The sequence below is a fragment of the Chitinophaga sp. HK235 genome, assembly GCF_018255755.1.
Classification (GTDB): Bacteria; Bacteroidota; Bacteroidia; order Chitinophagales; family Chitinophagaceae; genus Chitinophaga.
In genome coordinates, this window is record NZ_CP073766.1 from 5622332 (window position 1) to 5639408 (window position 17077).

General features: G+C 46.6%; 9 protein-coding genes. 4 read left to right on the forward strand and 5 right to left on the reverse strand.

Going from position 1 to position 17077, the window contains the following annotated elements; all coding sequences use genetic code 11:
- The first annotated feature begins 147 nt into the window (after positions 1-147).
- Together mfd and KD145_RS21215 are read left to right on the forward strand one after the other, a co-directional pair.
- Complete coding sequence (mfd, locus tag KD145_RS21210; RefSeq protein ID WP_212001468.1) at positions 148-3519, forward strand: transcription-repair coupling factor; 3372 nt, start codon at positions 148-150, stop codon at positions 3517-3519.
- Positions 3520-3702: 183 nt separating this feature from the next.
- Positions 3703-4416, forward strand: a complete 714-nt coding sequence (locus tag KD145_RS21215) for an SIMPL domain-containing protein (protein WP_212001469.1) — start codon at positions 3703-3705, stop codon at positions 4414-4416.
- Between the two features lie 120 nt (positions 4417-4536).
- Here KD145_RS21215 and KD145_RS21220 read toward each other — a convergent pair whose 3' ends face one another.
- The 3 genes from KD145_RS21220 to KD145_RS21230 form a co-directional block, all read right to left on the reverse strand.
- Positions 4537-6084 (reverse strand): IS1182 family transposase, encoded by a 1548-nt coding sequence (locus KD145_RS21220; protein WP_212000915.1) that lies wholly within the window; start codon positions 6082-6084, stop codon positions 4537-4539.
- Between the two features lie 100 nt (positions 6085-6184).
- Positions 6185-9412: a carboxypeptidase regulatory-like domain-containing protein gene (locus KD145_RS21225; protein ID WP_212001470.1), complete on the reverse strand. Its 3228-nt coding sequence runs from the start codon at positions 9410-9412 to the stop codon at positions 6185-6187.
- 347 nt (positions 9413-9759) lie between these two features.
- Positions 9760-10221, reverse strand: a complete 462-nt coding sequence (locus KD145_RS21230; RefSeq protein ID WP_212001472.1) for a hypothetical protein — start codon at positions 10219-10221, stop codon at positions 9760-9762.
- Positions 10222-10512: 291 nt separating this feature from the next.
- Between KD145_RS21230 and KD145_RS21235 the strand changes: the two genes are divergently transcribed.
- Positions 10513-11838, forward strand: a complete 1326-nt coding sequence (locus KD145_RS21235; protein WP_212001473.1) for an AAA family ATPase — start codon at positions 10513-10515, stop codon at positions 11836-11838.
- A 5-nt stretch (positions 11839-11843) separates the two neighbouring features.
- Complete coding sequence (locus tag KD145_RS21240; protein WP_212001474.1) at positions 11844-13061, forward strand: tetratricopeptide repeat protein; 1218 nt, start codon at positions 11844-11846, stop codon at positions 13059-13061.
- A 164-nt stretch (positions 13062-13225) separates the two neighbouring features.
- Here KD145_RS21240 and gyrB read toward each other — a convergent pair whose 3' ends face one another.
- Both gyrB and KD145_RS21250 read right to left on the reverse strand, forming a co-directional pair.
- Positions 13226-15205, reverse strand: a complete 1980-nt coding sequence (gyrB, locus tag KD145_RS21245; RefSeq protein WP_212001475.1) for a DNA topoisomerase (ATP-hydrolyzing) subunit B — start codon at positions 15203-15205, stop codon at positions 13226-13228.
- 117 nt (positions 15206-15322) lie between these two features.
- Positions 15323-17005, reverse strand: a complete 1683-nt coding sequence (locus KD145_RS21250; protein ID WP_212001477.1) for a hypothetical protein — start codon at positions 17003-17005, stop codon at positions 15323-15325.
- Positions 17006-17077: the final 72 nt, after the last annotated feature.

The following is a 17077-nucleotide window of genomic DNA, read 5'->3' on the forward strand; positions in this document are numbered from 1 at the left end:
TGATTTTGGTGTCATTGAATATAACAAAACATTTTGGCATTTTATCATTTGAATATTTCCCCATTTAGGAACCCACAAGGGTCCAAAACCCAATAGTTAAATTTCTAAATAACCAAATAAACAAATGTTCGTATCTTTGCCACCTTCATGAATTTACAGGCTGTATTACAATTATATCAACGTGATGCTCGCCTGCAGTCGCTGGTGAAAGGCATTCAATCGCCCACCCCACAATACTTTCAGCTTTCTTCCCTCAGTGGGAGTGCAATAAATTTTGTGGCAGTTACCGCCTGGGCTAATGCAGATGCGAACCATCTCTTTATTTTGAATGATAAAGAGGAGGCAGCCTATTTCCAGAACGATCTGGAAAGTCTCAGCCAGGCGCTGGATATCTTCTACTTCCCCGACTCTTTCAAAAAAACCGGACAGTTCCAGGAGCTCAACAGCAGCCACAGTATGCTGCGCACGGAAGCGCTCATGAAGTTCTCCGGTGATACTGTACGGAAGAAAATACTGGTCACCTATCCCGAAGCACTCTGGGAGAAAGTGGCCGGCAGCAAGGCTTTCAGTACCAACATGGTTCAGCTGAAAGTAGGTGATGTACTGAAAGTAGATCCCCTGCTGGAGAAAATGGTGGCCTGGGGCTTTGAACATACCGATTTTGTGTATGAACCCGGCCAGTACGCACTGAGAGGTGGTATCCTCGATATCTACTCTTTCGGTAATGAAAAACCTTACCGTATCGAACTTTTCGGGGAAGATATCGACTCCATCCGCCTCTTCGATCCGGAAAGCCAGCTGAGTGAGCGTAAACTTACACAGGTGACGCTCATCGCCAATATGGACACCCATACGGTTGACCATATGAAAACATCACTGGTGGAGTTTCTGCCCGCCAATACCATCGTATGGATGAAAGACCCGGCCTATATCCGGGATGTGGTGGAACAGATGGAACAACGACTGGACGACTGGTTACAAACCGGTCAGAAGGTAAAGGTGAACGATGATGAAGATATGACGCTCAACAGCGACGACTTCGAAAAAGCAGCCCCACTGATGGAACAGCTGCTGCAAAAGACCACCATCGTTTTCGGCAACAAAGAATATCTCCCGGAAAATGGTATCCAACCGGAAACCATTACCTTTGATACCCAGGAACAACCGGTGTTTAACCGGCAGTTCGACCTGCTCCTCAAAGACCTCGGCCAGCACAACAATAGCAAATACTCCCTCTTCATATTCGCAGATAACCCGCGCCAGCTCGAACGCCTGCGCAGTATCTTCGAAGACCTGAAAGCAGACTTCGTCTTCTTCCCTATCCCCGTGGCTATCAGCAACGGGTATATCGATCATTCCCTGAAACTGGTATGTTATACAGACCACCAGATATTCCAGCGTTTCCACAAGTCAAGGGTAAAACAGGCCTACAACAAAAACAAGGCTATTACCATGAAGACCTTGCGGGAACTGCAGCCTGGCGACTATGTAACACATATCGATCACGGTGTGGGCGTATACAGCGGATTACAGAAGATTGAATCGGGCGGGAAGATGCAGGAAGCCATCCGTATTATTTACAAAAACAACGACCTGTTGTATGTAAATATCAACTCCCTGCACAAGATCAGCAAATACACCGGCAAGGAAGGCGTAGAGCCCCGTGTCAACAAACTGGGCAGCGATGCCTGGGACAAGCTGAAGGAAAAAGCCAAAACACAGGTAAAAGATATCGCCAAAGACCTGATACAGCTGTACGCCGTGCGTAAAGCCCAGCAGGGATTTGCACACAGTCCGGATACTTACCTGCAAACAGAGCTGGAAGCCTCCTTCATCTATGAGGATACACCTGATCAGAGCAAGGCCACGGCCGACGTGAAAAGGGATATGGAAGGCCCCGCTCCTATGGACCGCCTCGTTTGCGGTGACGTGGGCTTCGGTAAAACGGAAGTAGCCATCCGCGCTGCCTTCAAATCCATCGTAGATGGAAAACAGGCTGCTATACTGGTACCTACCACCATCCTGGCCTTCCAGCACTACAAAACGTTTTCAGAGCGTCTCAAGGATTTCCCCTGCACAGTAGATTATATCAACAGGTTTAAATCTTCCAAGGAAAAGAAGGAAACACTCCAACGTCTGCAGGAAGGGAAAATCGATATTATCATCGGTACCCATGCCCTGCTGAGCAAAGATGTGAAGTTCAAAGACCTGGGCGTACTGATTGTAGACGAAGAACAGAAATTCGGTGTTTCCGCCAAAGAAAAGCTCAAACAGTTTAAGCATAACGTAGATACCCTCACACTAACAGCAACGCCTATACCGCGTACGCTGCAGTTTTCGTTGATGGGTGCCCGTGACCTTTCCATTATCAATACGCCGCCGCCTAACCGCCAGCCTATTGATACGGAAGTACAGGTCTTCAACCAGGACGCTATCCGTGAAGCGATCTACTATGAAACGGAAAGAGGTGGACAGGTTTACTTTGTGCACAATCGTGTTAAAGGTCTCGCCGAAATGGCCGGCCTCATACAGGGTCTGTGTCCCGATCTGTCTATCGCCACGGCCCATGGCCAGCTCGAAGGACACCATCTGGAAGAAGTAGTGCTGGATTTCATCGACCGTAAATATGATGTACTGGTATGTACCAATATCGTGGAAAGCGGTGTGGACATTCCCAACGCCAATACCATCATCATTAACAATGCCCACCATTTCGGACTGAGCGATCTGCACCAGCTCCGTGGCCGCGTAGGACGTAGCAACAAAAAAGCGTTTTGCTACCTGCTTGCTCCGCCTATGAGCACGCTCACTGCTGACAGCCGTAAACGCCTGCAAACACTGGAGCAACACAGTGAACTGGGCAGCGGTTTCCAGATCGCTATGCGCGACCTCGATATCCGTGGTGCCGGTAACCTGCTGGGGGGTGAACAAAGCGGATTCATGGCGGAAATAGGTTTCGATATGTACCAGAAAATCCTGGACGAAGCTATCCGTGAACTGAAACAGAACGAATTCCGCGACCTCTTTAAAGAACAGCTGGAAGAGAAAAAGGATTTCGTCAACGACTGTACCATCGATACAGACCTCGAAATTCTTATCCCTGATACTTATATAGAAAGCATCCAGGAGCGTCTTAACCTGTACCAGGAACTGGACAATATCACAGAAGACAGCATCCTGCAGCACTTCGAGAAAGCACTGGTAGACCGCTTTGGGCAGCTGCCTGAGCCGGTAAAAGACCTGCTCACCATGATCCGCTGCCGCTGGATGGCTATCCAGCTGGGCTTCGAGAAAATGATGCTCAAGGAAGAAAACTTACGCTGCTATTTTATCAATAACCCGGATTCCCCTTATTTCGAATCTCCCACGTTCCACCATATATTAACGTATATACAAACCCGTGTGAATAACGCCAAACTCAAACAGGTGGGCAAAAACTTCATGCTGGTAGTAAACCGTATCCGTAATATGGACGATCTCTATGCTTTCCTCAAAGGCATAACCGACAGCCGTAAATAATTTTTTGTAACAATTTTTGTGTGTAATCGTTTCATTTACAAAGTGAAATAGATTGCTTTTATTGCCATTTGATGAGGATGGAAATTTTTTTTCATCGCTTTTATGGAAACCTTTATTTCCTCCGCATCATGAGGGTGTTAAAAGCAACGAAAACAAATTTTTTAAATAGAAAAACAAAGACACATGAAAAAGGTAATGTTATTAGCCGCTGGATTATTCTTAACTCTGAGCACTTTCGCCCAACAGGCCGACAATAAACAAGTTAAAAAAATTGAGGTCAACGGTTCTGCAGAAATGATCATCACTCCGGATGAAATCTATTTCGATATCACACTGAAAGAATATGTAAAAAGCAAAAACAAAGTAGACATCACTACGCTGGAAAAACAACTGGAAAAAGCAGTTGCTGATGCAGGTCTGCCAAAGGAAAGCCTCACCATTGAAAATATAAACAGCTTTAACTATGAGATCATCCGTAAGAAAAAAGATCCCATGGAATTTATGGCCCGCAAACAATATCGTCTTAAACTCAACAAACTGGATAAAATTAACAGCATCCTCGGTGCAGTAGATGCAGAAGGTATTGAGAGTACCCGTATCGCTTCCTATACTTCCAGCAAAATGGAGCAATACCGTAAGGAAGTAAAGATCAAAGCCATGCAGGCTGCCAAAGCAAAAGCTGAATATATGCTGGCTGCTATCGGTAATACACTCGACGGTATCATCGAAGTACAGGAAATAAGCACCGACAACTTCACTGATTTCCGCCCGCAAATGCAGACTAACGTTGTTATGTACAAATCTGCTGATGCAGCCGGTGAAAATTATTCTTCCGACATCGAATTCAAAACCATCAAAATCCGCGCTGAAGTAAGAACTACTTTCGGCATCAAATAAACTAACCCCATAAAACAAAAGGGGCCGTCTCAAAACAAGAGACGGCTTCTTTTTTATAAATTCCGGTTGTTATAATGATTCTCCAGTTTCCATTTTTAGAAGTGAAGGGTTAACCTGATTTTATGCTGTTTTCTTTCTAAGATTGTGTGCCATAGCCATTAATCCCATTTCGATTGACACTTTATCCATCCCTTTTAGCATAAATCTTTTAAAGCCATGATTATGCTTAATATTTGCGAAGACAGATTCCACGTCATGGCAACGTTGTTTACGCTTCTGTATTCCTTTTCTTCCTTTTAATCGTTTGTCAGCCAGCTCCTTAAGACGATTTAGATTATGATTTACTTCTATGATGCGATTTGTTTGTTGATCATGACACATCTGCCGTAATGTACATCCTTCGCATGTTCTGGCTTGATAAGTAGTTATTGTTTGCCCGTACCCGTTTTTAGTTGTTTTTGGGAACGTACTTTTTCTACGCATTCGCTGGCCGGCAGGGCAGATATAGTGGTCCTTTTCAGCATTGTAGGGTAGGTTTTGGGCCTTGAACATTTCCCTGGTTTTAGTTGACCGGTGCTGGTTGCGATCGAAGGAAGCATGCTTAACATAAGCCGTAATTCTCCTGTTTTCCAACCATTGATAGTTCTGTTCGCTGCCATACCCTGCATCCGCTGTAATATTGGCGGGCACTCGTTTATATAACCGTATATACTGCAGGAGATGACTGATTAAAGTTGATGTATCCGTGGACTGCTGATGAAGGCTGTAATTGACGATGTATTGATTATTAGTACTTATCTGGAGATTATAAGCTGGTTTAAGCTGACCATTCTTCATATGATCTTCCTTCATACGCATAAAGGTAGCGGCGGGATCTGTTTTGCTATAGCTATTGCGGTTAGAGCCTATTATTTGTTCCTGTTGCTCATACTTATCCAACGCTGAAGGCCAGTTACGGTGAGCATATCCCAGCTTTTGTCTGATCCGCTTGTCTATGGGTTTTTCTTTGAGGGCGTCATTGATGGCCGCTATTGTTTTACTGACTTTTTCACTGTCGATTTTGTCATATCCGGATGGGTCCGTATCATCACCCAATTCTGAAGCTGCCACTGATTGTGCATATTTCCACAAGTCATTAAGCTGCTGTTTTATTTTTTCTTTACTGTACTTAATGCCATTGCTCCATACAAAACTGTAGCGATTTGCCTGCGATTCTATCTTTGTCCCGTCAGTGTACAGTTCTTTTATGTTCAGTAAGCCTTCTTCGCATAACAACAATACCACCTGGGTGAATATAGGTTGTAATACCTTTTGCAAGCGTTCACCACGGAACCTGTTGATCGTATTATGATCGGGTTTACTCATACCACTAAGCCACATAAAGTGGATGTTCTGGCCTAGTGCCTCCTCTATTTTACGGCTACTGTAAATGTTATTTATATAAGCGTAAATAAGGACTTTCAATAACATCCTGGGATGGTAACTGCTGGTTCCTCCTGCTTTATAACGCTTCAGCAATAAAGTTATATCGATCTTTTCTATTACGTCATCCACCACACGAACTGGGTGATTCTCGGCTATCAGATCCCCAATCTCGGGAGGGAAAAGCATAGCCTGGTGCTGCTGATTGGCTTTAAAGACTACTGATAGTGTTTTTCCTTTGGGCATACTATAAAAACGGAAAAAGCTACCCCGCAGATTTCCCCCCCCAAAAAAAAAGAAGGGAGTGTCTTTTGAGACACCCCCTTTTGTTTTACGAAGCTTTATGTTAGAAGCTGTATCTCAGACCGATCTGCATCTGGTAACGGGATCCAAAGAAATCTTTGGAATAAGAAGAAGTCGGAGTATCGAATTTGTAAGTAGGATAGTTGTTCACAACTTTTCCGGTTGGTGTCAGACCAACGCTGGCAGAAGAGTTGAAGGTATTTGGTGAGAAGTACTGAATACCCCAGTCTTTGTTCAGCAGGTTGGTAACGTTCACGATATCGTAAGTGAGTGTGAGCGTGTGCATGGTTTTACGAGGCTTGAAGTTGAAATCCTGGCTGAAGCGGAAGTCTGCCTGTGTGTTCCATGGTGTGCGGCCACCGTTACGTTCAGTGAACTCACCTTTGCGGCCGTTCAGGTATTTGTTGCCGTCTACATAGGTCATGAAGTCAGCAGCCTGTTGTGCAGCAGTTTTACCACCGGCGATGTCAGTGAAGAAGTTGGTAGCTTCAGCAACATCTTTCGGGATGTAAGCCAGGCTCACCTGCTGTGGTGTACCCTGGATAGTGGCGTTTACGAAACCGTAAGTATATGGTAAACCGGAAGAAGTGTTAAAGAAGGCAGAGAAGTTGGAAACCCATTTGCCTTTAGTTCCCCAGTCCTGTTTGTAGCCAACAGTAGCTACGATACGGTGACGGATATCGAAGTTGGAGTAAGCCAGACCTGGATTGTTTGGATTCAGTGCCTGGTTCAGCTGCCAGTTAGACTCCATAGAGTTACGGATACCGTTGGTGAGATCTTTAGCCTGTCCGTAAGTATAGGCAGTCATGAAGTTCAGACCAAATGGGAAGGATTTGGAAATCTGACCGGTGATGCTGTAACGGTAACCTTTGTCGGTGTTAGACAGCAGGTAAGCGTTGGTGTACAGCGGATTGATTTTTTTACCGGAGAAGATAGGTTGTTGTTTGTTTACATCATATGCGTAGTAGGTAGGATTGTCTACCAGGTTGATCTGCTGGAACATCAGGTCTTTCACTACTTTAGTGTAGATACCTTCGATGCTGAATTTCCATTGGTCACGGGTGTTGTATTCCAGTGCCAGGCTGCTTCTCCATACCTGTGGCATTTTGAAGTTGTTGTCGATCAGGTCTACCTGGGTAGCGCCTGCAGGATCGTTTACTTTTACACCATTCTGGGCTGCGAAATCAGCGATACCATTGGGAGATGGTTTAGCAGCAGGCAGCGGGCCGTTAACAAACGGTGTAGAGGATTTCTGGTCGTAAGCACCATAGGTAACACCGTTGTTGTAGTAAGCATAACCTAACCATGCGAAAGGAATACGGCCGGTGAAGAGGCCGGTACCACCGCGGAGTACGAGGCTGTTATCACCTTTGATATCATAGTTGAAGCCTAAGCGCGGAGATATCTGTACATTATTCAGGAAGCTGTTTTTGATATCCTGAGGTTTGGTGTAGGTGTAGGTAGTACCGTAGTTTGCATCAACCGGAGCTTTAGTGGTTTTGTCGCTCAGCGGCTGTTTGTTAGGAATACCGGTATAGTCTAAACGGATACCTGGAGTGATTTTGAAGCGGTCAGTGATTTGGATTTCATCCTGTCCGTACAGGCTCAGCAGGTTTACTTTGAACTGTGCCGGAGGATTGTTCCAGATATAGTCGCGGGAGTTGTTGGCGTAGTTGTAGTTACCACGTACGCGGCTTGGATTGTTAGCGAGGAAGTCTTCTACGCTGTTGTAGTCCAGACGGCCGTTCCAGGAGTTTACAAAACCATAGGTGATGTTGTAGAACTCGTTGTGTGTACCTACAGTGATGGTATGGTTACCTTTGAAGATGGTCACGTTGTCGGTGATTTCGAAGGTTTTTTGTTTCATGTTGAAGATACTGGCTTCGCGGTCAGTACCCAGGAAGATGGTAGAACCAGGAGTGCGGCCTTTGATCTGGATCTGCGGAGTAGCAGGATCAGACAACGGACTTCTGTAATCGTGGATATTGGAATAACCCAGGATTAAGCTGTTGGAGAGGTTGTTGTTGAAATTGCTTTTCAGCTCTGCTACAGTAGAAGACTGGTTGTTCACCTGTTTGAAGTCGATGCCTTGGAAACGGAAGTTCTGTTGGTCGCGTTCCAGGTTGGTAGCTTCAGAAGTGATGGTGTTGTTACGAACAGACAGCTGATGTTTGCTGTTGATATGCCAGTCGATTCTGTTAAAGAATTTATTGGAGTTGGAGTAGATGCTGGTGTTACCTGCAGTTCCGATGTCAACGCCATAGGATTTCATCAGGGCAGTGATGTCATTAGCATCTTTTTCAGTGAGAACGCCACCACCATCAGCAGAACCTGCAGCGAGGATCACCGGGTCTACACGACGGGTTACTTCTTCGTTGGTGAAGAAGAACAGTTTGTTTTTGATGATAGGGAAACCTACGCGTACACCTGACTGGTATTCGTGGAAATCGCTGGGCAGTTTGGAGCCGTCACCGATTTTGTTTTTACCGATCATGGAGGCGTTACGGCCATAACCGTATACGGAACCGTGTACTTCGTTGGTACCGCTGCGGGTTACAGCGTTTACGCTACCACCGAGGAAGTTACCTACTTTCACGTCGAATGGGGCGAGTAATACCTGTACGTCCTGGATCGCATCGAGAGATACAGGGTTAGTACGGGTGCTGCTGCCTGGCTGACCGCTGGTAGCGCTCTGTCCACCGAGGGAAGGGCTGAAGCCGATCGCGTCGTTGTTGATAGCACCGTCAACGGTTACGTTGTTATAACGGTAGTTGGTACCGAGAAATGAGTTGTTGTTGCTCTGAGGAGTTACTTTGGTGAGGTCCTGCAGGCTGCGGCTCAGTGTAGGCAAGGATTTGATCTGCTCCTGTCCTATTTTGGTGCCGCCGGTTTTGCTGCCGGTATTGCCGGTTACCACGATTTCGCTCAGCGCTGTGGATTCTTCCTGCAGTTTGAAGTTATAGCTGATAGAACCCAGTCCGAGGTTCACATTTTCCTTCACTTCTTTTTTATAGCCAATGAAAGATACGGTAATTGTATAAGGACCGCCCGGATTCAGGTTGGGTACAATATAACGGCCATCGCCGTTGGTTTGAGTACCGTTTTTGATGCCGGTGCTGGTATTTACTACCACTACGGTCACCCCGGGAATAGCCTGTCCGCTCGGATCTGATACCTTACCGGTAACAATCGAAGTAGTAATCTGCGCCTGGGCGCTGTTACAAAATAAAATTACAAGAATGCTCGCTAATAGCGTGACAATTGATTTCATAAAGCCTGTAAGTATTTACAGGTGCAAAGCAACTACTCCAAAGCAACCAGAATGTTAACAGATCATTACCAAATTGTTAAGGAGTACTTAAAATGATCTTAAACTAGCTGTTTTCGATTTAAAATGGGTTTAGATAGTATTATGTTTAGTATTTTATATGAAAAGTATGTTAAGAATCAACCTGAAATGTACTAGAAAAGAATTGTTAACCGAACATGAACAATAACTTTATTAATATAACTTTAACGTATATACGAAAATGGCTAAAGGGTTGTGTCTGATAATGTTAAATTAAAAAACCCTGCCTTAAAAGACAGGGTTCGCGTTTTGCAAAAAACGTTGATTACTTAAAAGTAGACTTTAAAAGTCCCGTCCGTTAAAGGTTTTTCTATTTCACCACTGGTCAAGGTGCCGGAGAGTGTACCCTCCGCTTGTTTACTATTAATGCTTTCAAGTTTGATGGAGAGTGTTTTAGAGATATAACCACTCTCTTTTTGCTGAATGTCCATCAGCGTCATTACACCGGCCTGTTCATCATATGTTCCCGGCTGTACATTGCCTGGAAAAGTGATCATCAGCTCCATATGTTTGCCGAAATTATTGGTAACACCATCTATTATCAGCGTTCTTTTGCCAGCAATAACGGTATCTGTCATATAACCCTGGGTGGAATTGGACTGATAGGTGATATCTCCCAACTTAAAAGCGAAGTGGCCATCCGGTGTAGCTTCTTTCTTTTTGGAACAACTGGTCAGTCCCGCTCCTACTACAATCGCAATAACGGCCCATACGAAGACTTTTAAACGCATATGTCTGGTTTTAGTGTGCTGTCCTGCCGTACATGTAATAGACCGGTGCTGGCTGGCAAAAAAGGCCATGGCCAGCTGACTTATAGGAACAAGTAGGTGTACCGGTTAGTATACGGGCATAGGGATAAATTCATGTGCAATATATGTAATATTTTTTAAATTAAATAAAATAATAATAAATGATAGGGTAATATTGCACCTCATACTAAAATGGCCTGCGTCAATATTAACAATATTTTTGTGGCGTAATTCCGTATTATTACTGCTTGAGTTTAAAATATATAGCACATTATGTCATCGGAAGTAGTCAAACAATTACAGGAAGCCGTGCAGTTTTCTCCGGAAAATGTGCCCTTACGCTTACACCTCGCCCAGGTGCTGTTACAGGATTATGAATATGTGCAAGCCGAAGAACAATACCGCAAAGTATTGGAACTCTCACCCGAAAATACCGCTGCACAACTGGGACTAGCCCGTACTTTCTATCATCAGCAAAAATATTCTGCCGCCATAGTCGTACTCGAACAACTGGAACATCATGAACCAGACCACTTCGATGCGCTGTTGCTGCATTGCCGCATCCTGGTAAAGGAAAACTCCCTCCAGGCAGCAAAAGATGTTTACCAGCACCTCCTGCTGCTGAATCCCGGCTTCCGTGATGAAGCGCTCGATGCTCAGTTCCGTTTACCACAACAGCAACAAAGCTTTACGCTTGATGAGGAAGAGGATGAAGATCCCGACAAGATCTTTACCATGGAGAAGCCTGACATCAACTTCTCCGACGTGGGTGGCATGGAAAGAGAGAAACAGGAAATAGACCTTAAAATTATCAAGCCGCTGCAATTCCCTGACCTGTACAAGGCTTATGGTAAAAAGGCTGGTGGTGGCATCTTATTATATGGTCCTCCGGGCTGTGGTAAAACCTATCTTGCCAAAGCCACTGCCGGACAAATACAGGCGGAGTTTATCAACGTGGGCATCCACGATGTACTGGATATGTGGATCGGCAACAGTGAAAAGAATCTCCATGGCCTGTTTGAACTGGCACGCCAGCGCAAGCCCTGCGTGCTTTTCTTTGATGAAGTAGATGCATTGGGCGCCAACCGCACTTCTATGCGCAATAGCGGTGCCAGTCACCTCATCAACCAGTTCCTCTCCGAAATGGATGGTATCGCAGCCGATAACGAAAATGTGCTGATCATCGGTGCTACCAATGCTCCCTGGAGCCTCGACCCTGCCTTCAGACGCCCCGGCCGCTTCGACAGGATCATCTTCGTGGCACCACCCGACACCGACGGCCGGGAAGCCATCCTTAAACTGCAGCTCCGCAACAAACCGGTGTCCGACGTGGATTACAAAGCACTGGCCAAAGCTACCGCCGGCTACTCCGGCGCCGATCTGAAAGCTATCGTGGACATTGCCATCGAAGATAAACTCATGGAAGCACTGCAGAAAGGTGTACCACAACCGATATCACAAAAAGAACTGGTGAAAGCCATCAAAACACACAAACCTACCACCAGGGAATGGTTTAATACAGCCCGTAATTATGCCCTGTATTCCAACGAGGCCGGATTGTATGATGATGTGCTCAAATACCTGGATATTAAGAAATAAGATTTATGGCTGTACTCATTCAGCGTGCCCAGTTGCTGTTGCAGCAAGGGCGTTATCAGGATGCACTTACCACTTTAAAACAATACCTCAGTACCAGCGCCAATGATATTGATGCGCTTTTTCTGCTGGCCATTTGTTATATGGAGATGGATAAGCCCGAAGAGGCTGCCCAGGTGATCTCCAGCTCGCTCGGCTTTGCCCCGGACGATGACCGCTTTTTATATTTAAGGGCGCGGCTGGCACTCAATAAAAATCAGCTGCCGGAGGCCTTACAGGCTATCAGTGAAGCGGTGGCTATTAATCCCCATCATGCCGATTACTTTGGTATGTGGAGTCAGATATTGCTGTTTAAAAAAGACTATGCGCAAGCGTTGCAGAAAGCAGAAGAAGGATTGGCCGTTGACCCGGAAAACCTGATCTGTCTTAATCTGCGCTCCAATGCCCTGTTTAATCTGGGCAGAAAGGAAGAAGCCTTTTCTAATCTTGGCATAGCCCTGGAGCATAATCCGGAAAATGCCTATACCCACGCCAATCTGGGCTGGAAATGGCTGGAGGCCGGCGATCATGGTAAGTCGCTGGAACATTTCAGGGAATCACTGAAAATAGATCCTGGCCAGCAATGGGCCAAAGACGGGATGGTGCAGGCCATGAAGGCCCACTACTGGCTGTATCGCCAGTTTCTGAACTACGCATTTTTTATGGGTCGGCTGAAGGCGGGCACACAGTGGCTGGTCATTATTGGTATACTGGTACTGACACAGATAGCCAGCCAGGTGTTCTTCCCGCTATATGTGCTGCTGGCGCTGGTGGCCCTGTCTACCTGGCTGATAGTACCGGTAAGCAACCTGTTTCTGAGGCTGAATCCTTATGGTCGTTATGCGCTCACGCGCGAACAAACGAAAGTGTCCAATAGGGTGGGCGGTCTCCTGCTCACCGCTTTTCTGGCGGCAGGTGCCTACTGGCTCACCTCCATTCCCGGACTGCTCGCGATTGCCATCTGTACCGGCGTGCTGATGCTGCCCGTGGCCAGCATGTATACGCCACAATCACCCAAAAGCAGGAAGATATTTCTCATATATACGCTGGCCCTGACGTTTATTGGTTTGCTCGGCATTGGCTTTACCTTCCTCACCAACAATGTGGAAAATATATTCGTGGTCGTTATGCTGATTGGAATCTTTTTGTATCAGTTCCTGGCCAATTATCTTATAACAAGAGAATAACAACTGTGATTGATGTGATACTACTGATGCTCCTGATGAGCGAAGATCAATATGGAGATCAACATAATAAAAAGCGAAGAGCCCACTGAAATATCAGTGGGCTCTTCGCTTTTATCTTCGCTCCATCAGGAGCATCAGTAGTATCACATCAATCACAGTTAGCGTTATGCATCGATTTTCGCATACTTCGCGTGAGACTCGATAAAGGCCCTGCGGGGAGGTACTTCATCACCCATCAGCATGCTGAATACGCGGTCTGCTTCAGCGGCGCTTTCGATGGTCACCTGTTTGAGGGTACGTCTTTCCGGGTCCATGGTAGTATCCCACAGCTGTTCTGCGTTCATCTCACCAAGACCTTTATAACGCTGTATGGTTACGCTGTCTTCTTTACCGCCGCCGGCCAGCTGGAGAGTAGCAGCTTTACGCTGTTCTTCTGTCCAGGCATACACGTGATCTTTACCTTTTTTAACGAGGTACAGCGGTGGCTGGGCGATGTAAACATAGCCCTGCTCTACCATGGCTTTCATGTAGCGGAAGATGAAGGTAAGGATCAGGGTGGCGATGTGGCTACCATCCACGTCCGCATCCGTCATGATGACCAGTTTATGATAGCGGAGTTTGGAGAGGTTGAGTGCTTTATCGTCTTCTTCAGTACCGATGGTTACACCCAGCGCGGTGAAGATATTTTTGATCTCGTTGTCTTCGTATATCTTGTGTTCCATGGCTTTTTCCACGTTGAGGATCTTACCACGGAGCGGGAGGATAGCCTGGAAGTTACGGTTACGGCCTTGTTTGGCAGTACCACCCGCCGAGTCACCTTCGACAAGGAACAGCTCACATTTTTCAGGATCGTTGTCGGAACAGTCGGCCAGTTTACCTGGCAGGCCGCTACCGGTCATTACGCTCTTGCGTTGTACCAGTTGACGGGCTTTACGGGCCGCTTCACGGGCCTGGGCAGCCAGTACTACCTTATTGATAACGGTTTTGGCTTCGCGGGGATTTTCTTCCAGGAAGGCATCCAGTACGGCAGCTACGGAGCTGTCTACTACTCCCATTACATCGGAGTTGCCGAGTTTGGTTTTAGTCTGGCCTTCAAACTGAGGTTCAGGTACTTTTACGCTGATGATAGCGCTCAGGCCTTCACGGAAGTCATCGCCGGTTACTTCTACCTTTGATTTCTCAAACAGCTTGTTTTTGTCACCATAGGATTTGAACACGCGGGTGATGGCGCGGCGGAAACCGGCCACATGGGTACCCCCTTCGATGGTGTTGATATTGTTAACGTAGGAAAAAATGTTCTCACTGAATGCATCGTTGTACACCAGGGCTACTTCCACAGCTACATTGGAGGCTGGGTCGTGGGTTTCCACGTAGATAGGTGCTGGCAGCAGTGCGTTACGACGGCCATTTTTGTCGAGCATCTGAATAAACTCACGGATACCGCCTTCGCTGTAGAAGGTTTCTGTGAAGATATTGCCCTGTTCGTCTTTTTCGCGCTCATCAGACAGGGTGATGCGGATTTTACGGTTCAGGTAAGCCAGCTCTCTCAGACGGCCGGCCAGAATTTCTTTGTTGTAGGTCGTTTCCTTGAATATTTCATCATCCGGTTTGAAGTGAACGGTAGTACCGGTGGTGTCGCTCACCCCGATTTCCCGTACTGAATACTGAGGGATACCGCGGTGGTATTCCTGTTCAAACAGTTTGCCTTCAGTTTGTACGGTCACATGCAGCACGCTACTCAGTGCGTTTACGCAGCTGACACCCACCCCGTGCAGACCGCCGGATACTTTATAGGTATTTTTGTCAAATTTACCGCCGGCATGGAGCACGGTCATTACCACCTCCAGGGCGGAGCGTCCTTCTTTCGGATGGATGCCGGTGGGGATACCACGACCATCATCCTTTACCAGAATAGAGTTATCTTCGCAGATCGTTACATCGATATTTTTGCAATAGCCAGCCAGGGCTTCGTCAATGGAGTTGTCCACGACCTCATATACCAGGTGGTGAAGACCCTTGACGCCAATGTCGCCTATGTACATGGCAGGGCGCTTACGCACCGCTTCCAATCCTTCCAATACCTGAATACTTCCCGCATCATAACTGTTGCTGGGGCTGGGTGCTTGCACTAATTCTTCGCTCATATGTTGGTGTAAAATCTTTTAGAAATAAAAACGGTAGACAATCATGCAAAAATACGAAAAATAAGCCTTATTTCCATAAAAGAATAGCTGTTTTTGGGTGGGGTGGATGCTACTTTTTTATCCCAGTTTTCGCGCTCCCACGGTTTCTTTTACACCGGTAAATAATGTTTTCCACACCAGGTTGAAAAAAGACTTCTGTATATCCCTGACCTGAACAGGATAAGATACCCTTACTTTTTCCCCTTTCAGGGGATTACTATCCCGGATAACCATCACATTGGCTACAAGACTCATCAATCCTTTGCGGGTAAAGACCTTATGGTCTTTGTCCTGCTTCAGGATGGCTATCCGGAGGTTGTTGTACAACAGAGTGACAGTGCCGGCGGCCTTCCTTTCATCGCCATGGATGTTAAAACTGAGGTCCCGGATGTTGAACGAACGGATCTCCACTTTACCCAGCGGCTGGGTGGCCACATTCAGATCCCGGCCGTTCATGTTTTTCAGCTGTCCGCTTACTTCAAATTTGCCGGAAGGGCTGTTGAGCATAAAATCAAAGCGGGCTTTTAGTTTGCCACTTTGCATGAAAATAGCGTCCACATCGGCCACACAGTGGTTGTCACGGGCTATCACGGAATCAATATTGGTGATGTTGGTAAACCGGCCGTGAACATGGCTGAAGGTCACTACCCCCGTTTGTTCCGATACAGGGCTCAGCTCTGCATACTGAACGTCCACATTATTGCCGATCAAAGTATCAATTTTCAGGGGGAATTTCAGCTTTTGCAGTACCTGGTTGGGAAACTGGCCCAGTTTGTCGCCGGCAGGCATGGGCAGCATCCGGTCACGGAAAATATGCAGCCTGCCACTGCCGATATCGACCCGGCGGGCCCATACCTGTTGTTCCTGTAATAACAGCCTGGGATCGATATCATACACATGGATATCGTTAAATAACAGCTCATAACGGTCCTGTTGCACACCAGTCTGCTGCTGGAAAACCACCTTGTCGTGCCGGGGTTGTATTTCAAACTGCCCGATGTTAAAAGTCCTTTCGGCCGCATCGTAGGAAATGCCCCGTACATGCATCCAGTAAAGGCTGTCCCGCGTAGGACGCATGTAATCCTTCATCCCTATCTCGTAATTCCGGGCGTATAAAAAACGGGTAGGGTCGTTTAGCGCTAACGAATCAATCAGGAAGTCGTTGACGTTTACCCGCAGGTGATGAAACTGGTGAGTTACCCGGGAAGAGTCTTTCCGGGTAAATACATATTTGAAATCGGTATTGTCCAGCCGGAGGTGCCCTATGAAAATAGACTTCATTTTGGCGGATATATTTTCGTAGGCGGTACGGGGGCGGGTGGTATCTGTGACGGTGCTGTCCTGTTCCATTACGATACTGGGGCCTGTCACGATCAGGGCGCCGGCATTCAGTTCTTTTCCGGTAAAATACCGCCATGGTTTGAAGTGCCGGAGCCGGAGCTCTTCCACATGGATGAGGTAGATGGTTGCCGGGGCGCGGTGGTCAGCCTTCATACGTTGGTAAACGGCAGAGTCCAGCGTCATGGTGGCCTGTTCGAGGGTAAGGCTGTTGGATAGTACGTTGAGCCGAAGGTCTTTAAAATGAACAGTGTACAGGCTATCAGACAAATCGATCACATAATCAGATAATTCCTTACGTAAGCGCTTGCTCCAGTGCTGGTTAAGATACCAACCGGTGCCTGATACCAGTAAGACTAATAAGGCTGCTGCAGTGAATATGATCCTCAGTACCTTGGAGCGTTTCGATTTGCTGTGTTCCATCTGTGAAGAATAAACGAAAATTCATATCATTTGATTGTGGCTAACCGCCTCAAACATGTTGAAATTATCTCT